Here is a 21,477-nt window from a genome sequence, read left to right on the forward strand (position 1 = left end):
CAAAATGAAAACTAAAAAACAAAAGAAAAGCAGTGCTTTCGAAAAATTTGCCACTCATGTTTCTAAAGCGGCAGGAAGCACGACAGCTTTTATAGGTGCTTTTTTAATTGTAGTAGTTTGGGCAGTGTCAGGTCCTATTTTCGATTACTCAGAAACCTGGCAATTGGTTATTAATACGGGAACAACCATTATCACCTTTTTGATGGTTTTCCTGATTCAGAAAGCACAAAACAAAGATTCATTGGCCATTCAGTTAAAACTTAATGAATTAGTTGCTTCCAACGAATATTCCAGCAATAGTCTGGTAGATATTGAAAGTATGACCGAAGAAGAAATGATTATCGTTCAGAAATATTATCACAAACTGAGTGAACTGGCCAAAAAAGACGAAAGCATCAGAAACTCACACTCTATTGCAGAAGCTTCTGAACAGCACGAACGAAAAGATAAGAACAGAACTAAACTACGCACCCGAAATATTACAAAAAAATGAAACTACGTTCCTCTGAAACTTTTTGGCCTTTAAAAAGTGCCATGAAATACAGTTATCCTTCTATAGACTCAGATCATACTACAGAGATTTTAATTATTGGCGGAGGAATTACCGGCGCTTTAATCGCTTACAAGTTAATTTCCGAAGGCAAAAAAGTCATATTGGTTGATCGTCGCGATGTTGCCAACGGAAGTACTGCTGCCAGCACTGCCCTGCTTCAATATGAAATAGATGTTCCGCTTCATGAACTCATAAAAATTAGAGGATTAGAATGTGCCGTTGATAGTTATAGCAACGGAAAAAAAGCCATTTTTGATTTACGTACTATTATTGATACTATAAAAAGTGACTGTCAGTTCGAATTTAAAAAAAGCATTTATTACTGTTCCCTTAAAAAGGATATTCCGTTTTTGAGAAACGAATTTAAATGCCGAAAAGAACACGGATTTGATGTTAACTGGCTTGAAAGATGGGATCTTGAAAAAATGGGTTTAAATGCCATTGCGGGAATAGAATCTAAAACTGCAGCGGTTATGGATCCTTATAAACTCGCAAATGATTTACTGCATTACTGCCAAAAAAAGGGCATGCAAATTTATGACAGAACGAATATTACCTCGATTCAAAATCAAAAATCAAAATCGATTGCCCATACCGAAAACAAGTTTACCATTAGTGCAGAACATATTATTCACTGCAGTGGATATGAAAGTACTGAAACACTAACCGAAAAAATGGTAGATTTAAAAAGTACCTACGTAATTGCATCTGAAAATATTGAATTTTTACCCACGGCTTTTAAGAATGCTATTTTTTGGGATACTTCTAAACCCTATCTCTATTTTAGAGTAACATCTGACAACCGAATTATTATGGGCGGTGGCGACGAGGATTTTAAAGATGCTAAAAAACGAGACAAATTACTGGATAAAAAAGAGCAATATCTATTAAGGCATTTTAAGAGAAAATTTCCCAAGATCAATTTCAAAATTGATTATTCATGGGCAGGAACTTTTGGAGAAACCAAAGATGGTTTGCCTTATTTTGGGAAACCGGACCCCACCAAAAACGAACACTATGTTCTTGGATTTGGAGGAAACGGAATCACCTTTAGCGTTATAGGCATGAACTCTATCATGGATTCTATTAATAATAAAAAGAATCAGGATTTAGAGTATTATAGGTTTGGGCGTTGATGAAAGATTCTAAATTACTGAGTTGCTAAGTCTCTAAGTTTTTTTCTTAGCAACTTAGCAACTCAGAACCTTAGTCACTTAGATTATAAATAATCTTGCCTTATAGGTGTAAATACATCGACTACTTCTCCCGCTTCGATAATTTCTATAGAATGCTCAATATTAGCAGGAATCGAATAGGTATCACCTTCTGATAATGCAAATTCTTCTCCTCCAAATTTTAAGTTGTACTTACCCGAAATTACGTAACCACTTTGCTCGTTTGGATGTTTGTGAAACGGAACATTATCTGTCGATTTATACAACATTTTTGTTACCATAGAATCTCTCCCTATCGAAAGCACAACAAAATCAACTCCTAAAAACTGTCTTGAAACAGCATTTTCTTTTTTTACAATGTTTTTCATTTTTTTTTCTTTTTTGAAATTCTGAGGGGCTAAGTAAAAAACTTAGGTTTTTAGCAACTTAGAACCTTAGTATCTTAGCACCTTTAATTAAACTTTTAACTCCATTTGAATATTACAACGTTTATAAGGCGTTGCCAAACCGTATACTTTCTGGAAACCTAATTTGTAATACAAATTTATTGCAGGTTTTAAGATCGTATTGCTTTCCAGATATATTTTACTTGCTCCCAGTTCTCTGGCCGTGTTTACGATTGCCTGACCTAATAGAAAGCCAATGTTTTTTCCCTGAGCTTTTGGTGAAACGGCCATTTTTGCCATTTCAAAATCATAGTTGGAATCTTTCATTTTAATAAGCGCGCAAACTCCTACGGGTTCATTGCGATATAACGCCACAAGGATTTTCCCGCCTTTGTTTAAAATATATTCCTCAGGATTATCCAAAGCTTTATAATCGGCTTCTTCCATTTCGAAGTAGGTCGAAATCCACTGTATGTTTAAGGATTTGAATGCTTCAAGATATTGAGGTTCGAATGCTACGATTTGTACATCCTGACTTTCACGCTTTTTCTTCTCCTCGTTTACTCGTTTAAACAATGATTTTTGATTTAATAAAAACTCCCATTCTTCAAGTGCTGCCCAAAGATTATGAGTCGATTGATTTATTAATCCATCAACTGCTGCTTCGACATCCTTTAATTGAAGTTTTAGTTCTTTCGAAAATTCCCAGCCTTGTGGTGTAAGACCGACAACATTTCTACGCTTATCACTGCTTTTCAGGCTTTCTTGTACCAATCCGGCAGTAATCATTTCCTGAACAATCTTGCTTACAGACGGTTGCGAATGACCAATTTCACTTGCGATTTCTGTAATAGTAATTTCTCTGTCTTCCATAAGGGTATAAAACACCGGGAACCATTTTGGCATAAAATTCATGCCGTATGATTCATATATTTTGGCAGCATCATCTGTGATTATAGCTGTCATTAAACGTAACCGACTTCCTAAAGCCACTTTACCTACTTTGTCGAAAAATTCCATATATAATTAATTACATAACTAGTTATGCAAATGTATTCTTTTTTTTTGAGATACTAAGATTCTAAGGGACTAAGATTCTAAGTTTCTTAACTTAAAATAAATATTTAATAAAAATGAGTGCCTTAGCCCTGATAGAAGCGGTATCCTTTTTCTGGCTTCTTTAGCCAGGAAAAGATACAAGTGGATAGCAGGAAACAGCTCCTGAAAAAGATTATGGGCATAAAAAAAGACGTATCTGATGTACGTCTTAGTATATAGTATCTTTTTTTGCAGGTAAAAAACTTAGAATCTTAGCCCCTTAGAACCTTAGCAACTTTTTAATTAAGCTGTTATAGCCAACGGATTCAAATTGAATTTATATTCTTTTGGACTGCAATTGAATTTTTGTTTGAATATTTTTGAGAAATAGCTTCTGCTGGTAAAACCTATGCAGTAAACGATTTCGGATATATTAAGATCAGAAGTTCTGATTAAGATTTCGGCTTTTAGAACACGCATATGGGTAATATAATCGTTTACGGTTCTGTTATGAATCATTTTAAAACCTTCCTGTAATTTGTTTGGCGATAAACCTGATTTTTTGCTTAAGGATTTAATCGTAAAAGCTTCTTCCGGATTGGCTCTAATGGCTTCAGAAAGTTCTTTGATTTCCTCCATTTCGCGTAAGGTAAGGCAATTTGTATCTTTAGAATTCATACATAAATCATCTGTATGCTGCTGAATTTCCATTGCCAAGATGATGCGCAGAATTCCTTCTTTTAGAAGATTTCTAACAATTCCGGTTTGTGTAATGGCGTTTAATTGTTCTATTTTTTCGGCAATTTTCAGGTTGTATGAACCTACGTAAAAGAAATCCTGAACAGTATTGTTTTCAAAGAAAGTCTCTTTTACTTTTTGGTTCAAAGAGTGATCCGGATTTTGATGCGTTACCTGAGTTCCTACTATTATTAGGGTAAATTTTGTTTTTTTATCTTTTTCGAAAAACAGTACATTATCCTGATTTTTCTTTGAGGTAACTATCGCGGTCTGAAATGTTTTAAATTTTCGTTCCTCGCCGGTACTGCCAAAACTATGTGACAAACTTCCTTTAGAACAATAGGCAAAATAAACCGGTGATTCTATAGGATTTACAATATCCATGCGAACATCTGCAGAAAAAGTCATATCGAACTGAACATATGAAATGTCATCATTAAAAGAAGATCCAATGATCGAACCTTTTGCAAAACTATTATTAGTTTCAAGCGTGTACTCATCCAGATCCAAAGTTACTTTACCTCCTAAGTATGTATTTAATTCTTCAAAAATATTTTGAATTCTTTCTGTATTTATAGTAAGTATTTTCATTTTGCAGGGATTTAAGTTCAACTTCATTTATCTAGATTTGTAAAAAAAGAAAAGTCGGTTTATAGCACCGGAATTTCTAAAAATCTACGAATCAAAGTTCGCTCACAAGTCTCTCAAAAATGTTATATAATTTTTCTAAATTGTTTTATAATTACCTCTGGACAATGGTTGTAACCGTAATATTTTTTACCTTACTATATAAATAACATTCATTTTATGAAAAGCTTTTCTTTCTCTCCCATATCCAATACAGATGCTACTATTTTGATATTGGGCACAATGCCCGGCACAAAATCGCTGGAAATCAATCAATATTACGGTCATAATCAGAATAATTTCTGGAAATTTATGTTCGCTATTTTTCAGGAAGATTTCTGTAATGATTATCAAACGAAGAAAGAACTTTTGCAAAAAAACAAAATCGCTCTGTGGGATGTGTTGCAGTTTTGCGACAGGGTTGGAAGTTTGGACAGTGCTATAAAAAATGAAATCGCGAATGACTTTGAAACGTTTCTGGCAGAACATTCCAACATTAAAACCATATTATTCAATGGACAAAAAGCTGCTGCTTTCTTTAAAAAATATGTTCATTTAAAGAAAGACTATCAACTCATTACTTTACCTTCTACAAGCCCGGCAAATGCAAGCAAAAGTTATCAGTCTAAATTAGACCAATGGAAAATTATAAGTTCATTATAATCAGAAAAGAATAAAATTCAAGGCAAATAAAATAACCATTCAACTGCAAAAGTTGAAATAATATAACATTTACATTTTAAAATATAACAGCTTTTTTTCACCTCCTGACTAATTTTACCAAACAAATAAAAGCCATTGAAAAAGAGAATGCAGCGTGAGGCTTTTTTTAAATATAGATACTACTAAGAGAACTTTGAAAAAAGTTTAATTATAAAGAGAACATTGGTTATGTTAGTTTATTTTTGGAAAAAAAGCTATTCTATTTTTTAGGGTAGCTTTTATTTTTTAATATCAAACCGTAAAGAAAATAATTATGAAAATTCAAACTTACTACAATCATATTCGTTTTTACACTCCGCATCATTTTATTTACTACCCTATTCTAACCCTATTTTTAGGCGCCAGTATTTACTTTGCTTTTACCACAAACGATACCTTAATTTGGTCTTTTATCAGCGTTGTTTTTGTCTTTTTATTTTGTCTTGCTTTTATGCTGCGCCAGCATTACGCACTTATTCTTCAAAACAGGATTGTACGCCTGGAAGTGCGTTACCGTTATTTTACCCTTACGGGAAAAAGATTCGAGGAAATAGAATATAAACTAACAGACGATCAAATATTTGCCCTTCGGTTTGCTCCCGATGATGAATTGGTGCCACTGCTTGAAGATGCACTAAAAAACAACCTCAGCGGTGATGCCATAAAAAAAGCCATCGTACACTGGAAAGCCGATTATAACAGGGTTTAATTATAAAAATCAATGACAATGGCAATGGCAATGGCAATGGCAATGGCAAAAGTCAAAAATCAATGGCAATAGCAACTGTAATTGCAAAAATCAATTCGCAAATCAAGATAAATATCACAAATTTAAAAACTCAATTGACGTTTATTTATACTGTTTTTCTTTTATAATTAAACAAAATATAAATTAAGAAACCAATTAACCAAGCACCTAAAACAACACCAAAAAAGATTTCGATAATAGACGGATGAAGATATTTAGGTTCGTAGAATAATCGTTCCAGAGTATTGAATTTATCTGTTAGCGCCTTTCTGTCAAAATTATTTCTAATCCCGTTCAAAGGTTCATTAGCATGACTTTGATAAAACCTGACATCTTTCGCCAAATCTTTAGGCACCAGACTTGTTTCGATTTTGTATTTTCTTAAAAGCGTATCCAGTTGCTTAAAATTATATAGCAACGAATCCTCCTTGATTTTATAAAGCAGCTTATATCTTTTTACCGCAGCATCATATTGTTGTTGCTCGATAGCAATACCATTTACAGGTTTGTACAAAGCTTTATTTTCGATAAATATGCAAATATTCTCATCATAATCAGGATTTACACGCATACCTTTATAAATAATTTCGGTACTGTCTTTTATCACATTTTTCTTGATGATACGCTCCAAAAGTTCTTTTTTACCAAAACCAATACTATCTAAAATTGTACTCGTTGCAGACGAAACTTTATCTAAATCGGTCGTTAACATCTTCAAAGTATCAATACTATAATAATTCGTTTCGGTAATATAATTATCGTTCTGAATCATCACACTGTCAACCACCTCAATTACCGGATAAGGTTTTGGGTATAAAACATTTACCGGATTAAATAATTTCTGTGAACTATAAGAAGTATAATTATACAAAAACGGACGTAAAACATTCAGTAAAGTTTTGTCCTTATTAAGTTTCGCTTCAGACAATTCAGTTCTCATTTTTGCATTCATTCCAAAACTGTAACTCACAAAAAATGAAAAACTAAAAAAAGAAATAAGCAGCAACAATCCCCCAATTTTAAGCAAATTGACAAATGAATAATTGCGTCTTGAATGATTTTTTAATAAAAAAATCAGAAAGAAAAGTAAAAACAATCCCGTTACAAAAAACTGCGAAATAGAGACATCATCATAAAACTTAAACCTGTAAAACTCAGTATAAATATCGATATTCCCAATTCCTTCAAACTTAAAATAGCCATACAAAAAATAGCCCAAATGAATCAATAATAGTACTACGAAAGACTTTACGAGGTATTGTTTTAATTTTTTATCCATAATTGTTTTCAGATTTACTCTCAAATATAACCTAAATCAATTACAATGGCAATGGCAAAAATCAATATCAATCGAAAATAAGATAGAATCCAAAATTTAAAAAAATATTTTCATTGATACTCTTTTTGATATTGAAGTTGAGTTTTGAAATTGATATTGAGTTTTGATATTGAGTTTTGATATTGAGTTTTGATATTGATATTGATATTGATATTGATATTGATATTGATATTGAGTTTTGAGTTTTGAGTTTTGAGTTTTGATATTGAGTTTTGATATTGATATTGAATTAGGGCGTGCCACCATCCTGATAAGAGGGCAAATTTACTTTGCGCTTATACGCCCTCTTATCAGGATGCTGTCGGGCTATCCGCGCTACTGCGGTAGCATTCTCCTATCCCTCACGCAGCTCCAGTTTTTATAAAATATTTTCGCAAACATTGCCATTTTAAGAACACAGGTTTCTTAAGAAACAGTACATGATTTTTCTTATCATAAATACAAACAAAGTTCAGCAAACCCATAATCTACTGATACACAGATAAACTTTACAAATTAGAAGATCTAAAATGAAAAATGAATGATTTTTTTGTTAACTTTAAATGTTAAAATTTTATCAATAAATCTAAAAAATAAGTCTCATGAAAAAATTATTTTATTTTTTGATAGTTTCCCTTTCCTTTTCTACAATTCAGGCTCAGACAACTGCCGAAATACCAGTAGAAAACTCTCTTTCAACTTTACAGAACAATGCTCCAGAAGACTTTCAGGACTATGATGCTGCAGATTTACCATGGCACGGACGACGATTTAAAGTTACTGCCGGCGCTTTTTTTCCAACTAATAATACACAGGTAGAAGTAGGAAGCAATAATGGTGATTTTGGAAATATGATTGATTTTGAAAAAGATCTTGGATTTAACAAAAATACCACCTCATTTGCTGGTGCATTTGAATGGAGAATTTCAAGAAGATCCAGACTTGGTGCAGAATACTTTTATTTGAAAAGAACCGCAAGCAAAACTCTTCAAAAAGAAATAGAATTTGGTGATCATACCTATCCTGTAAATGCAACAGTTTCAGCTTTTATGGACAATCAAATTTATCGTATTACTTATGGATATGCTTTTGTATCTAAACCCAAATACGAAATTGGGGCACTTATAGGAGCACACATCATGCTGGCAGATGTTGGTATGAAACTTGAAGGAGTAACTGCTGAAATAGAATACAGAGACGATTTTGATTTTACAGCACCTCTTCCTGATATTGGACTTTGGACAGAAATTGTATTAGCCAAAAAATGGGGATTATATGCCAATGCTAATTACTTCGCCATTAAAATAGATAATATCGACGGACGTATTTTAAGTTATAATTTATCTGTGTTATATAATGTTTACAAAAACTTTAGTTTAACAGCAGGATACACAGGCTTAAACATTAGAGTCGATGCAGAAAAAGAAAGACTAAACGGTTATTTTAAATGGGGATACAATGGCCCAACCATAACCGCAACATACGCTTTTGGAAATCATGTTAAGTTTTATAAACATTAAAAGATTGAAAATTTAGGATTAGACAAAATTCAAAATCTTCAAATAAAAATCCGCGTTTATCCGCGTTTTCGCAAAGCGAATCAGTATAATCCGTGTGCCATTCCAGACAAAGTAATCGCAAATCAACCCCAATCTTGTCATCCTTGACGGAGGAAGGATCACACTAGTTAATCGACATAGATTGGTAACATTCTTGTGGAGTTTCTAGCGGAGATCCCTCGTTCAGGATGACAAGATTGCGTTTAGTATATTATAAAAAATCCGCGTTTATCCGCGTTTTCGCAAAGTGAATCAGTATAATCCGTGTGCCATTGCAGACAAAGTAATCACAAAACAACCCCAATCTTGTCATCCTGACGGAGGAAGGATCACACTAGTTAATCGACATAGATTGGTAACATTCTTTTCGGAGTTTCTAGCGGAGATCCCTCGTTCAGTATGACAAGATTGCGGTTAGTACATTATAAAAAATCCGTGTTTATCAGCGTTTTCGCGAAGCGAATCAGTATAATCCGTGTGCCATTGAAGACAAAGTAATCACAAGAAATTCCATAAACAGAATCGCCAATCTTTGTAGAGTTACGTGTGTGATCCTTCCTACGTCAGGATGACAAAAATCAGAGTATTACAGGATTAAAAAAAATAACAAACCCGATAACTATTACAGCTATCGGGTTTATTGCTCAAACTTAAACTTAACTCAAAATAAAACTTACTAACTTACTTTTCTATTAGAGTAAATTTTATAGCTGTTCCTCCTCCAGCTGCCAACTTAAGATCTAATATTGTTTTATTGTTTACTTTTTGTTTTGAAATCGTCACAGGATACGGATTTGTTTTATAATTTGCTCCTGCTCCATCTGCATAAACTTCGGCTTCGTATTCTTTTCCAGAGTCTAAAAACGATAGTGCTACTTTAAGATTTCTGGCATAACTATTTGTAATAGCTCCTAAATACCAGTTCTTCTCTTCCCAGTCTTTTCTGACTATAGTGGTATATTCTCCTATTTTAGAATCTAAAACTTTGGTATCTGACCATGTGCAAGGAACATCTTTTATAAACTGAAATTCCGGTTTTCCTTCGTAATTCTCCGGTAAATCTGATGCCATTTGCAACGGACTAAAAATAATAACATACAAAGCCAACTGGTTTGCCAAAGTCGTTTGTACTCTTGCTCCCGAAGGCGTTTTATAATCAAAATTGAAATTCCCCGGTGTATAATCAAACGGACCTGAAAGCATTCTTGTAAAAGGCAAAGTCGTAAGATGTTCCGGTGTATTTCCTCCATCTACAGACCAGGCGTTATATTCCTGTCCTCTTCCGCCTTCTTGTGTCATAAAGTTTGGGTAGGTACGCTGTAATCCGGTTCCTTTTATAGGTTCGTGATTATCGATCATGATATGATATTTAGCTGCAGTTTCCATTACTTTTCTGTAATGACGTGCTCCGTACTGGCTGTCGTGCCATTCTTTTTTATCTAAATATTTATTTACGTAACCCGTTTTTACGGTATTTACCCCCATTTTCTGATACAATTTAAATGCATCTTCTAACTGGCTTTCATAATGTTTTGTGGCTCCCGCCGTTTCGTGATGTCCTATTAAACGAACATTTTTAATAGCGGCATATTTTGTAATTTCTTCCAGATTAAAATCAGGATAGGCTTTTACAAAACTAAAAGAAGAACCATCGGCAGTCCAGTCGCCATTCCAGCCTTCGTTCCAGCCTTCTACCAGAACTCCGTCCAGATTATTTTTCGCAGCAAAATCAATGTATTCTTTTGTGTTTTTAGTCGTCGCACCATGTTTTGGTCCTTGTCCCCAGGTGAATTTTTCTAAATGCATTCCCCACCAGATCCCGATATATTTTGATGGCGTAATCCAGGAAAGGTCTTCAATTTTTGAAGGATCATTTAAATTCAGCATAATAGTCGAAGTTGCGACTTCACCCGGAGTTTTCCCTACTACAATAGTTCTCCAAGGTGTTCTAAAAGGCGTTTGGGCATATACTTTTACACCATTGGCCCACGGCACTAATTCGCTTTTGTATTGTTTATCATTTGTTTTAAGCAACGTCATTGAGGCAAAATCGGTTAGGTTGGCTTCGTGAATCGCCACAAATAATTTTTCTTTGGTTTCTAAAGTTGCCGGTGTATTTATTGTATCGGTTTTACTAACAGCAGTTTTACGGTAGGTACTTTCGTAATAGCTGTTTTCGCGATGCACCGGAATCCACCAAACATCATTATCTGATTTAAAAGTGAATTGTGTGATTTCGTTTGAAATTTCTACTTTCCCTAAATGAGGCTGTTTTGTAAATTCATATCTAAAACCAACTCCATCATCAAAAACCCTGAAAACAATATCAACCAGACGTTCTTCTCCTTTTGATTCTTTCAAATGCACAATCAATTCGTTGTGGTGATCTCTCACTTTTTTGAATTCACCCCAAGGCTGTTCCCAGATTTCATCAGCCGATTTTTCTTCGGTGGAAACCACTTCAAAACCCTCTGTCATTTTTTGGATTCCTTTAAATTCAAATCCTAATAAAGAAGGTTCTATAACAGATTTTCCGTTTGATATTAAACTATATTGCGGCTGACCTGAAGGCGTTAATTCAAAAACCAATTCGGTATTTTTTCCCGGAGAACTTATTTTGTATGTTTTTTTAGTACTGCAGGCAACGATCAACATTGATGCTAAAGCGATTAGACAGTATCTATATTTTATGTTTTTCATTATTTAATTGTATTAATTACAACTCTTTATTTAATTTCGTTTAGTAACTGTTTTGCTTTTGCAGGCTGCATAGAGACAAAATAATTAAAAGCCTGATCTAATTTTTTCTGGGCATCGGCATTGCCTCTCTTTTCTAATCTCAGATTATACATTTTACTGATTTCAGGAAAAACAATCTCGGTGCTTTTTACCCCCGCAAATGCTTTTACTTTTTCGATATACGTATAACCAAATTCTACTGTTGGTTCGAACATTGTTCCTTCTCCAAAGTCATTCCAGGTAATTAATTGCAGGTAATTTAAATTTGCATTTTTAGCCAGAGAAAGTGTTTCATCAAGAGTTGCTCCATTGTTGTGTTCTATTGTCCATCCAATTGCAGCTCCGCCACCACCTTCGGCATAAAAATCTTTAAAACCAGGATAAGCGCTTCCCATTGCAACATTCAATTTTGGTTTGTTATTGGTATAAAAATTAGTCAGATAGGTGTTGTTTTTATATACCCAGGCATATTCTCCCGAGGCATTATCTCCGGCATCTACAGATTCGTTCCAGAGCGTTAAAAAAGTAGGTTTTGTGGTCAGAACATTAAAAACGTTTGTCCATTCAGCTGGTGTTTGTAACACGATTGGGCCAAAATTAAGCAGTAATGGTTTTCCGTTTATTTTGATGTAATTTTTATCATCAAAATAGTTTTTCTCCATATAAGATAGATCGGTTTTAGCAGCACTGGTAACCGAAATTGCTTTTCCGGCGTTGACAACATTCGGCAAAAATCGGTCTTCGTAAACAATAGCATATTCTAGTCCAACTTTGTCTAACATTGCGATAAACTGTTCTGTATTTTCTTTTACCATTCGATAATCATTTACATCAAAAGTGCCGTACCAATCGATCAAAACTCCATCGATTCCTGAATATTTCATCAATAATAAATGATTCTCGATCACATTTTTATCGCCTGAATGATAAGGCCCAATGAGTGGATAATAGTACGACGCAATTTCTCTGCGATTGTTTGCGCCAATGTTGTTTGGATTTTTGTTGGCCATTGTCCAGTGATATCCCCATTTTTTATCGGCACTACTTTCATTGGTTTCAAACCAAGGCATATAATGAACATAAATTTTGGTGCTATTTGTTTTTTCAATCGCAACAGGTTCAAATGTTTCCGGTTCTGTAGGTGCATCAGAATTTTTATCATCGCTGCTGCAACCCGCGGCGACTAAAACATTCATGATCCCAAAAAACAATAATGTGATAGCTCTTTTCATATTGATGTATTATTTACTTTATAATTTGCCAGAGATAAAAAAGAATTAAAAATTGAGAATTAAAAATTAAAAATCTGCTGTATTTGCGTAAAAAAAAAAATTACTCGAAATATTATGATCCTTAAAGCATTTTTAATTTTTAATTCTCAATTTTTAATTTAAATAAGCTTCTCTATGTTTAAAAATATGTCAGCCTTCCACGACTAACCAACATGGAAGACTGACATTCAATAACCTAGTTTACAGGATACCCAGGATTTTGTACCAGATTTTTATTTGTTGTCAGCACTGTACTTGGAATTGGGAAAATCGCTCTGTATTTCTCCGTTGGTCCTTTTTCCCACCATGAGCCGAAGAATGTTCCAAAACGGATGTTGTCTGTTCTTCTTCTTCCTTCAAAAGTAAATTCCTTAAGCAATTCTTTGTCTATAAAAGCAAGATCTATAACTGCAGGCATTTCTTCTCCTGCACGTGCTGTAATTTGCTGTACAAAAGGTTTTGCTAAATCTGCAGCTCCTAAACGAACGTAACATTCGGCTTGCATCATTAAGATTTCGGCATAACGAATCAATACAAAATCATGATCGCGTTCCCATTGTTCTCCGGCTTTCATTTCGTATTTTCCTAAACGAACTCCCTGGTTTTCTTTGGCATCGGCTACACTTGTCACTTCTTCTGTATAAGTAAGAGGTTCTCCGCTATCCATAACAATAACCTGACCTGTGGCTACATTAATCTGATCTCCTGCCACCATACATTTTCTTCTTTTATCTGTTGCTGCAAAGGCAGAATAAACGCCCGGCTGTGCACACATTCCGTTAGCGCTCCACGGATAATCATTTCCAGAAGCAGAAATGGTTAATTTGTGTAAGTAATGACAAGACATTGAATTCATATAATTGCCTACTGTTCCTGCTTTTTGATCGTAAGGAATTGAGAAAATAATTTCTGGTGATTTTTCGTTTTGCGTGGCAAAATTCGCAAAGAAATCAGGGGCTAAAGTATATCCTGTAACTTTTTGGCACATGTTGATACAATCCTGCCAACGCGCTGTTCCTATAAAAGCTTCTGAGTTTAAGTACAATCTTGCTAATACGGAATAGGCTACGTTTTTAGTAAATTTAGAATAAACTACGTTTGATGTTAAATGCGGAATGGCATCTAACAGTTCTTTTTCTACGAAATCGTATACTTGTTTTCTGGTAGAATTTGATGGCAATGAGGTGTCTTCAAAATTTACTACGATTGGCACATTCCCAAATAAATCGAGAAGATTGTAGTAATAATAAGCCCTCAAGGCTTTTAATTCTGCATAAATTGGTGCTTTGGCTGCATCTGTCAATGATGATTTATCTACTTGATAAATAATCGAATTGATTTTGGCGATTCCGGTGTAGTTGTAACGCCAGGCCGAAAGAATCAAACGATTGTCTGGTTTCCAGGTATGTTTTTGTGCATCCTGATATTGACCGCCATCGTACCAGTTTGTTCCTCTTGTTGGAATCGTGGCTTCATCTGAAACGGTTTCTTCTAAAAAGAATACGTACTCAGAGGTTGGATAATTATTTGAGATACCATCTGCAAATCCTCTTAACGAAGAGTAAGCTCCACCAACTAATGCATCAACTTCTTTGGGAGTGTTTCCAAAATTTCCATCTTCTACTTTATCATATAAATCCTCGTTTAGATTGGTACATGATATCGTAAAAAGCATGCTTACTAATAATGCTGCTGTTATTTTGATTTTCATTTTTTATATTTTTGAGTTATTCGCTTAATTATTCAGCGTAAAATTTAATCCTACAGAAATCGTCGTTGGTCGAGGATAGTTATTGTATCTGTCAATTCCAGGAGCTGCTAATCCGGTTAAATCCATTACTCCTGTTTGATTTATTCCGTCCTGCGCATTTAATCCAATTTCAGGATCTACACCTTTGTATTTTGTAAATACGGCAAGGTTTTCTCCCATAAGATAAATTCTAAGTTTCGAACTTTTGTATTTTAATGGCAAAGTATATCCTACCGAAACTGTTTGAAGTCTGAAAAAAGAAGCATCTTCGATCCAGTAATCTGAATATTTTGGAGCTGATGTTATGCCACTATTCAGGAAATCATCCGGAACATTAAACGTGGGTAATCTGTTAGGATCGTTCAGCATCATGTTGGTTGCGTTTAATGCTTTTTGACCAAACATTCCGTATCCGGTAACACCTAAATCAAAATTCCCGTAAGTAAAGTTCATTCCGATACCCATCGTTAAATCAGGTTGAATATTTCCTAAATCTCTTTTATCAGCATCTACTAAAGCGCTTTCTGCCACTACACTTCCCGCTGCATTATAGTATTGAATTTTACCATCTGCATCAAGGCCCGCATTTTTGAATCCCCAGAAAGTTCCAACAGGATAACCCTCGGCAATAATTTGAGAATATTGTCCTGACATACCCGCTAATCCGTGAAGAGATCCGCTGTAAATAACATCTGTTTTATAAGTAGGATTCGATAACTTTTCGATTTTTTGAACGTTATGTCCTAAAGTTAAATTGGCATTCCAAGTAAATTTATCTCCTTTTATAATATCGGCATTCAACGTAAGTTCAACTCCTTTATTAGACATTTCACCAACATTTGCCAACATAGTTCCTACTAAATAAGGAGGCTGAGGCACTTCGTAAGTGTACAATAAATCATCTGTGTTTTTTGAATAATATTCGAATGAACCTGTAATTCTGTTGAATAAACTAAAATCGACACCAATGTTCAGTTGTCTTGTTGATTCCCATTTTAAGTCAGGATTTGGGTTTTGTTTTGGAGAATAAGCCAAACTCCACGTTCCTGTAGTTGGATCATAATAACTATCATTACCCACTCCTAAAATAGAAAGCGATTTGTACTCTCCAATTCCGTCCTGATTACCCGTAACACCGTAACCCACTCTAAATTTAAGACTGTCTAACCATCCTTTTGTAGAACTCATAAATTCCTCGCTCGAAACTTTCCAGGCTACAGATGCAGATGGAAAAGTTCCCCATTTATTGTTTTCTCCAAAACGGCTCGAACCATCGCGTCTTACTGTAGCAGTCAACAAATATTTGCTGTCATACGAATAATTTGCACGTGCATAAAACGAAACCAGATTCGATTTTCCTTTATATGAATACACATCGCCTAAACGGTAATTGTAACCTGCACCAAGATTGTTATAACTAAAAGCATTTGTTACAAAACCACTACGCTGTGCGCCAAAACCTTCATAAATATTCTCTAAATAAGAATATCCTGCTAGCGCGCCAATAGTGTGCTTATCGATTACTTTATTATAATTTACATAAATTTCGCCTTGTGCATTAGCATATTCTGCATATGTTTTTTGAGCGTAACCATTTTCAGTTGTTCCTTCCATAACCGCGTAACTTGGTTTGTAAGTACTTCCTTTTACCGCATTGTGTTCGTACGAGATATTGGCTACTGCAAGAAAATCATTTAAAAACTTAACTTCAGTTTTAAAATATCCTAACAATCTGTGTCTTTCATTATCTGTCGTTCTGTTTGTTAAAATCTCAACTGGATTTTCGTATATATTTCCGGCTACAGAAGAAAATTTTCCATTAGCATCATAAACCGGAATTGTTGGATTTAAGTTATAAGTGCGCTCAAAAATTCTATAATCCATTGGATGCCACTTATCAACATTGGCAAATAAACCCATATCAAATTTTACGTCTTTATTGTCTCCAAGATATTGGTACGCATTGATGTTTCCGCTTAATCTTTCAAGACCTGTCTTTTTTATAACTCCTTCGTTGTTTAAGTACGAAAGTGAAGTTCTAAAACCACTGTCAGCCTTACCTGAATTAATGCTTAAAGTATGCGATTGCGAAATAGCCGTTTGCTCGATTGCTTTTTGCCAGTTTGTATTTCCGCCATAATCAACAGCATCTGAGTTTCCGGTATTTCGTACATAACCTCTCCATTGATTGGCTGATAAAAGATCTAAATTATCTGTAACATAACCTACGCTTGATAATCCGCTATAGGTTACAGAAACACCTTTTGTACCTGATTTTGTTGTAATGATAATAACTCCGTTTGCTCCTCTTGATCCGTAGATGGCTGTCGCCGAAGCATCTTTAAGAACGTCTACAGATTTAATATCCGATGGCTGAACAATATTGATATCAACCCCGGCAATACCATCAACCACAATAAGCGGACTGTTGCTTGCTGTAAGTGAAGTTCCTCCACGTAAACGTATTGTAGAACCTGCAGCAGGATCTCCAGAAGGACGAATGATATTTAATCCCGCTACTTTTCCTTGTAAAACCTGTTCTGTAGAAGAAATTGTTCCTTTTACCAGATCATCTGCTTTTACACTCGAAATAGCTCCGGTTAAATCTGATTTCTTTTGCGTTCCATATCCAACAGAAACTACCTGAACTTCTGCAAGCTGATAACCATCATTTTGCAAACGAACGTCGATGTTTGGTTTTGTTGCCGCTGTAATCTGAACCTTTTGGTTTGTAGATCCAATAAACGAAACTTCGATAGCACCTCCTACGGCTACCGTAAGGACGAACTTCCCATCGAAATCTGTAGTGGTTGCATTTCTGGTTCCTACCTCAATTACCGTTGCTCCCGGCAATACACTTCCTGTATTATCATAAACGGTACCTGATACCTGCTTTTTTTCCTGCGCAAACATTCCTGCCGAAAGAAAAAGCATGAAAATCATGAATACCACATTTTGAGTAGTCCACATTTGATGCAGGACTATTTTTTTATTTTTACTATTCATATCTAGTTATTTATTGTTTTTTTATCGATCATATGTAATTCGCATATCAATTTTTGGCATTACGACCAATTTTAGGGTTATGCTCATTTCATTAGAATTGATGTTTAAATTTGATAGTGAATTATTTGTCTAAAGTTTTAAGAGGAATCGTTGTATCCGAAATTGTTTTGTCTTTATTGTCTTTTACCACAACATGAATTTCACTTAAATTCGGAACATCCTTAAGCTCTGAAACCAAATTGACAAATCCTTTTATCTCAGCTGTTCCTCCGATAAACTCACCCGAGATAACTTTGCTTCCGGCTGTAATCGTGTAGATTAATTTGTTTACGCCCGATTCGTTATTTTTTCTTGACATTCCAAGAAAATCTTTCTGACTTATTTGTAAAGGGAAAAATCCAAAAACCGGTGCTGGCGGCGGTACAAAAGCTCCAGCGTATAAAACCTGATCCGGAGTTGTTCCTGCCCAATTGTCTTTTACCATCAGGAAAACCAGATTTTCCATCACGAAATCGTCCGGGGCATTGTAATAATCTTTTGGAACTAAATCCATTTTATAAAAACCGTTTCCTAAATCTTTCAATTTTGTTTTTTCGGCAATCTCAGGTTTCGATGCTTCGTACATTTGCTGAATAGTCCAGTCGTTTAGTCCGCTGTGCATGTGTACACTTGTAGCACCTGCAAATCCCGGAGCCAGATTGGCATTAAACAAAATACTTACTCCTTTATCAATAGTTGGTTTTGTTGGGTAAGCTCTAATCAGCTCATTCGCAGTATAAAATGAAGAGAAATCCGTGTATGGCATATTCGCCACTTCACTTTGTTTCGATCCATTTTTGTTTTTTATGCGAAGCCAAAATCCTGCACTTGCTGCAATTTCAGTTGGGGTTTTGGAAAAATATTCTGTTGGAGTCAAAGTAATACTCCAGATTTTATCTTTTACATGTGTAAGTTTAGCAAAGTCTGATGAGTTTTCCCAATTTCCTGAATCTGGTTCTGATGGCGACCAAATCCATAAATATAAAACTTCATTTTCAGCAAATGTAGTTCCTGAAAGATCAAAAAACCACGTCACTTTTTCATCATATTTGTATACTACAGGAAATGATGTCATACTCCCTACAGCTCCGGTTGTTTCTTGTGCCTGCACAAAATTAGGAGCAATTAATAAGGCAAGTAAAATTGTATATATAAATTTTTTCATATTACTTTTTAATTAATAGCAGTTAATTTAAACACATAAGAAATAAATACGCTTCCTCCGGATTTACGCGGTAACTGAATTTCCATTTCTCCGTTTTTTCCCGGAACAGATGATAATATAAGTTCATCTGTTTTTTGCGTTTTTTGAGCGTCGCTGTACAAATAGATTTTAGTAGGCCCGTTTCCTGTTGTAGGCTGAAAATCTGAGCTTAGTTGCCAGTATCCTTTTGGGGCAAATAAAGGAGGTACATTTCCTGCAACTTCATAACTTGTTGGATTGTTTTTTTCATCTACATTAAATTTGATTTTAAAATCTTCGTAGTTGAAATAGGTACTCAAGTTTTCTTCACTTGGGGTGATATTATTTGCCTTTGCAAATTCATCAACCATCTTCAAATTTGTTAATCCCCAGTTTCCATTTACTTTTTCATAAATGGTAATCGGATCAACGTAGCTTCCGTCTTCTGTGTTATCGCAACCAATGGCAAATAAACACATTGTAACAGCTAACCAGTAAATACTTTTACATCTCATAAATTTTGGTTTTTGTTAGTTTTTTTATCCTTTAAAAGGACAGTACGAAACTAGATGTTAAATAAACCTAAAAAAAAATATCTGCGAAAAATCAAGATATAATTCAGTAATTTCACAGCTTAAAAACCTGAAAATCAACAAACTAAAACGTTTTCGCAAATTAAAAAATCAAGGTTCTGTTGAGATGAAAAACGCAAATAAACTATGGTAAAAATGACAATAACTAAATTAAAATAGATTTTTTTTTCACTATACATATATTTAATTCCTTTTTATTGTATAATTGCAAGTTATTAGAGTACTTTTAACATTCTAAACCCGGTTTCACACGATAATCACTTCCTTTCTCTTATATATATTACAAAAGAAGCTACCCATTTTAAAAGTTGCTAATCATCAGCTCTTAAACTATTTTTGAATAAAAAACGAATTAACTCAAGCCGAACTAAAACTTTTTTACCTCCTAAACCAAACCAAAAACATGCGAAGAATAGTAATTCTATATTTCTTACTTGCAGGTTTTTCTCTCTCTGCGAAAGAGACAAATCCTGTTCTGGAAGAATTAGATAAAGTACTCCTTAAAAAGGAAATCTACTTAAAACAGAAGTATCATAAAATAGAAACTTTAAAGAAAAACGTCTCTAAGTTTACTCTGAGCCAGAACAACGAACAGCTTTATGATACTTATATGCTGCTGTTTGAAGAATATAAATCTTTCAAATACGACTCGGCTTATTATTATTTAGAACAAGCCAAGATCAAAGCAATTGTGCTTAAAGAACCTATTTATTTGGCCAAAAGCCGAATAAAAGAAGGCTTTGTATTGCTTTCCTCAGGTCTCTTTAAAGAAGCTATTGATACTTTGAATGTTATCGACGATAAAAAACTCGATCAAAGAAATAAATTCGAATTTTATTCGATCAAAGCCCGCGCCTATTATGATCTGGCCGATTATAATAAAGATCAGCGTTTCAATATTCATTATGTTCAGCAAGGAAATCATTTCCTAAAAAAGGCGTTAGAATTAATAGGAACCAATACAAACGAATATTGGGCTGCAGAGAGTTTGAAACGCTTGAAACAGCAAGATTGGCGTGGCGCTGAATTTGCGTTTAGCTACTGGATCAACAATTACCAATTACCATCTGATTATTACGGAATTGCAACTTCAAGTCTCGGTTATATTTATTCTGAAAGAGGATATACAAAAAAGGCAATTTATTATTTGGCACTTGCGGCTATCGCCGATGTCAAAAATGCTACAAAAGAAACCGTTGCCCTTAGAAATTTAGCCAACGAACTCTTTAAAATGGGGTATCTGGACAAAGCCAATGAGTACATTAATATTGCTATGGATGATGCGACTTTTTATAATGCCAGACATCGTAAAATCGAAATTTCGTCGATATTGCCTATTATCGAAAAAGCACAATTAAACAATGTAAAAGAAAAAAATGATAAACTCGAAAAGATTATTATTCTCCTAACGATCCTTACGGTAATTATTATTTTGTTTTCGATTATCATTTTTAAACAATTAAAAGAAAGAAATAAAGCCAGAAAAATAATGGCTTTCTCATACGCGCAACTTCAGGAAATGAATATTAGTCTGAGTGAAGCCAATGCTATTAAAGAAGAATATATCACATATTTTATTAAAGCCACTTCGGCCTTTATCAATAAAATAGATCATATTCAGAAAAGTACACTTCATAAAATCATTACCAAGAAAACAGATGAAGTTATTGCAAGTTTAAAACGCTATAATGTAAAGGAAGAGCGCGAGAATCTTTTTCATCAATTTGATGAAATCTTCCTGAAGTTATTCCCCACTTTTGTAACCGATTTTAATAATTTATTCCCAAACGATCATAAATGCGTGGTAAAAAAAGGAGAACTTTTAAACACCGAATTGCGCATTTTCGCTTTGTATCGCTTAGGAATTCAGGACAGTAACCAAATGGCAGAATTCCTGGAACTTTCTGTAGCTACCATTTACACGTACAAAACCAGAATCAAAAGCAAATCAGATTTTAAGGATACTTTTGAAGAGAAGATTATGGCGATTAAAACTATCTAAGTTGCTAAGGAACTAAGATGCTAAGGGACTAAGTTTTTACACAATCTTGT

Annotated in this window: 16 protein-coding genes; 6 read left to right on the top strand and 10 right to left on the bottom strand. The window is 34.4% G+C overall.

The genetic code is table 11. The annotated features are described in order from the left end of the window. Window positions 1-4: 4 nt before the first annotated feature. Window positions 5-493 carry a low affinity iron permease family protein gene (locus tag LNP81_RS22245; RefSeq protein ID WP_230039474.1) on the top strand — a complete coding sequence of 163 codons (489 nt, stop codon included), beginning with the start codon at window positions 5-7 and terminating at the stop codon, window positions 491-493. Further along, window positions 490-1,689: an NAD(P)/FAD-dependent oxidoreductase gene (locus tag LNP81_RS22250; protein ID WP_230039475.1), complete on the top strand. Its 1,200-nt coding sequence runs from the start codon at window positions 490-492 to the stop codon at window positions 1,687-1,689. Before LNP81_RS22245 ends, LNP81_RS22250 begins: the two co-directional genes overlap by 4 nt. 83 nt (window positions 1,690-1,772) lie before the next feature. On the opposite strand, the gene LNP81_RS22255 is transcribed toward LNP81_RS22250, so the two are convergent. The 3 genes from LNP81_RS22255 to LNP81_RS22265 form a co-directional block, all read right to left on the bottom strand. Continuing rightward, on the bottom strand, window positions 1,773-2,096 hold the full coding sequence (locus LNP81_RS22255) for a cupin domain-containing protein (protein ID WP_230039476.1): 324 nt from the start codon (window positions 2,094-2,096) through the stop codon (window positions 1,773-1,775). Window positions 2,097-2,183: 87 nt separating this feature from the next. Continuing rightward, window positions 2,184-3,134 (bottom strand): bifunctional helix-turn-helix transcriptional regulator/GNAT family N-acetyltransferase, encoded by a 951-nt coding sequence (locus LNP81_RS22260; protein ID WP_230039477.1) that lies wholly within the window; start codon window positions 3,132-3,134, stop codon window positions 2,184-2,186. Between the two features lie 321 nt (window positions 3,135-3,455). Continuing rightward, on the bottom strand, window positions 3,456-4,481 hold the full coding sequence (locus LNP81_RS22265; RefSeq protein WP_230039478.1) for a helix-turn-helix domain-containing protein: 1,026 nt from the start codon (window positions 4,479-4,481) through the stop codon (window positions 3,456-3,458). A gap of 216 nt (window positions 4,482-4,697) precedes the next feature. On the opposite strand from LNP81_RS22265, the gene LNP81_RS22270 reads away from it, so the two are divergent. Then, window positions 4,698-5,180 carry a DNA-deoxyinosine glycosylase gene (locus LNP81_RS22270; RefSeq protein ID WP_230039479.1) on the top strand — a complete coding sequence of 161 codons (483 nt, stop codon included), beginning with the start codon at window positions 4,698-4,700 and terminating at the stop codon, window positions 5,178-5,180. 313 nt (window positions 5,181-5,493) lie between these two features. After that, entirely contained in the window at window positions 5,494-5,928 is a 435-nt protein-coding gene (locus tag LNP81_RS22275) for a DUF6526 family protein (RefSeq protein ID WP_230039480.1), read from the top strand. 145 nt (window positions 5,929-6,073) lie between these two features. Here LNP81_RS22275 and LNP81_RS22280 read toward each other — a convergent pair whose 3' ends face one another. Next, window positions 6,074-7,246 carry a hypothetical protein gene (locus LNP81_RS22280; RefSeq protein ID WP_230039481.1) on the bottom strand — a complete coding sequence of 391 codons (1,173 nt, stop codon included), beginning with the start codon at window positions 7,244-7,246 and terminating at the stop codon, window positions 6,074-6,076. A 641-nt stretch (window positions 7,247-7,887) separates the two neighbouring features. Here LNP81_RS22280 and LNP81_RS22285 point away from each other — a divergent pair. Continuing rightward, window positions 7,888-8,805 carry a hypothetical protein gene (locus LNP81_RS22285; RefSeq protein WP_230039482.1) on the top strand — a complete coding sequence of 306 codons (918 nt, stop codon included), beginning with the start codon at window positions 7,888-7,890 and terminating at the stop codon, window positions 8,803-8,805. A gap of 720 nt (window positions 8,806-9,525) precedes the next feature. Here the strand turns inward: LNP81_RS22285 and LNP81_RS22290 are convergent. The 6 genes from LNP81_RS22290 to LNP81_RS22315 all read right to left on the bottom strand — a co-directional run bounded on the left by LNP81_RS22290 (window position 9,526) and on the right by LNP81_RS22315 (window position 19,347). Beyond that, window positions 9,526-11,544 (bottom strand): glycoside hydrolase family 97 protein, encoded by a 2,019-nt coding sequence (locus tag LNP81_RS22290; protein ID WP_230039483.1) that lies wholly within the window; start codon window positions 11,542-11,544, stop codon window positions 9,526-9,528. A gap of 26 nt (window positions 11,545-11,570) precedes the next feature. Then, window positions 11,571-12,815, bottom strand: a complete 1,245-nt coding sequence (locus LNP81_RS22295; RefSeq protein WP_230039484.1) for a glycoside hydrolase family 99 protein — start codon at window positions 12,813-12,815, stop codon at window positions 11,571-11,573. Window positions 12,816-13,050: 235 nt separating this feature from the next. Further along, a complete protein-coding gene (locus LNP81_RS22300; protein ID WP_230039485.1) occupies window positions 13,051-14,565 on the bottom strand; it encodes a RagB/SusD family nutrient uptake outer membrane protein in 1,515 nt (504 codons plus the stop codon). Window positions 14,566-14,589: 24 nt separating this feature from the next. Further along, window positions 14,590-17,610, bottom strand: a complete 3,021-nt coding sequence (locus LNP81_RS22305; protein WP_230039486.1) for a SusC/RagA family TonB-linked outer membrane protein — start codon at window positions 17,608-17,610, stop codon at window positions 14,590-14,592. A 121-nt stretch (window positions 17,611-17,731) separates the two neighbouring features. Next, window positions 17,732-18,814, bottom strand: coding sequence for a hypothetical protein (locus LNP81_RS22310; RefSeq protein WP_230039487.1), 1,083 nt, complete (start codon window positions 18,812-18,814; stop codon window positions 17,732-17,734). A gap of 8 nt (window positions 18,815-18,822) precedes the next feature. Next, window positions 18,823-19,347 (bottom strand): DUF5004 domain-containing protein, encoded by a 525-nt coding sequence (locus LNP81_RS22315; protein ID WP_230039488.1) that lies wholly within the window; start codon window positions 19,345-19,347, stop codon window positions 18,823-18,825. A gap of 481 nt (window positions 19,348-19,828) precedes the next feature. Here LNP81_RS22315 and susR point away from each other — a divergent pair, with 481 nt between their 5' ends. After that, window positions 19,829-21,427: a SusR family glycan utilization regulator gene (gene susR, locus LNP81_RS22320; protein WP_230039489.1), complete on the top strand. Its 1,599-nt coding sequence runs from the start codon at window positions 19,829-19,831 to the stop codon at window positions 21,425-21,427. Window positions 21,428-21,477: the final 50 nt, after the last annotated feature.

Origin of the sequence: Flavobacterium piscisymbiosum (genome assembly GCF_020905295.1) — a bacterium.
GTDB lineage: Bacteria > Bacteroidota > Bacteroidia > Flavobacteriales > Flavobacteriaceae > Flavobacterium > Flavobacterium piscisymbiosum.

Coding starts and splice junctions, on each gene's coding strand:
- LNP81_RS22315 (WP_230039488.1), bottom strand. CDS start 19,347: ATGAGATGTAAAAGTATTTACTGGTTAGCTGTTACAATGTGTTTATTT.
- LNP81_RS22285 (WP_230039482.1), top strand. CDS start 7,888: ATGAAAAAATTATTTTATTTTTTGATAGTTTCCCTTTCCTTTTCTACA.
- LNP81_RS22250 (WP_230039475.1), top strand. CDS start 490: ATGAAACTACGTTCCTCTGAAACTTTTTGGCCTTTAAAAAGTGCCATG.
- LNP81_RS22300 (WP_230039485.1), bottom strand. CDS start 14,565: ATGAAAATCAAAATAACAGCAGCATTATTAGTAAGCATGCTTTTTACG.
- LNP81_RS22260 (WP_230039477.1), bottom strand. CDS start 3,134: ATGGAATTTTTCGACAAAGTAGGTAAAGTGGCTTTAGGAAGTCGGTTA.
- LNP81_RS22270 (WP_230039479.1), top strand. CDS start 4,698: ATGAAAAGCTTTTCTTTCTCTCCCATATCCAATACAGATGCTACTATT.
- LNP81_RS22310 (WP_230039487.1), bottom strand. CDS start 18,814: ATGAAAAAATTTATATATACAATTTTACTTGCCTTATTAATTGCTCCT.
- LNP81_RS22265 (WP_230039478.1), bottom strand. CDS start 4,481: ATGAAAATACTTACTATAAATACAGAAAGAATTCAAAATATTTTTGAA.
- LNP81_RS22295 (WP_230039484.1), bottom strand. CDS start 12,815: ATGAAAAGAGCTATCACATTATTGTTTTTTGGGATCATGAATGTTTTA.
- LNP81_RS22305 (WP_230039486.1), bottom strand. CDS start 17,610: ATGAATAGTAAAAATAAAAAAATAGTCCTGCATCAAATGTGGACTACT.
- LNP81_RS22255 (WP_230039476.1), bottom strand. CDS start 2,096: ATGAAAAACATTGTAAAAAAAGAAAATGCTGTTTCAAGACAGTTTTTA.
- LNP81_RS22280 (WP_230039481.1), bottom strand. CDS start 7,246: ATGGATAAAAAATTAAAACAATACCTCGTAAAGTCTTTCGTAGTACTA.
- susR (WP_230039489.1), top strand. CDS start 19,829: ATGCGAAGAATAGTAATTCTATATTTCTTACTTGCAGGTTTTTCTCTC.
- LNP81_RS22290 (WP_230039483.1), bottom strand. CDS start 11,544: ATGAAAAACATAAAATATAGATACTGTCTAATCGCTTTAGCATCAATG.
- LNP81_RS22245 (WP_230039474.1), top strand. CDS start 5: ATGAAAACTAAAAAACAAAAGAAAAGCAGTGCTTTCGAAAAATTTGCC.
- LNP81_RS22275 (WP_230039480.1), top strand. CDS start 5,494: ATGAAAATTCAAACTTACTACAATCATATTCGTTTTTACACTCCGCAT.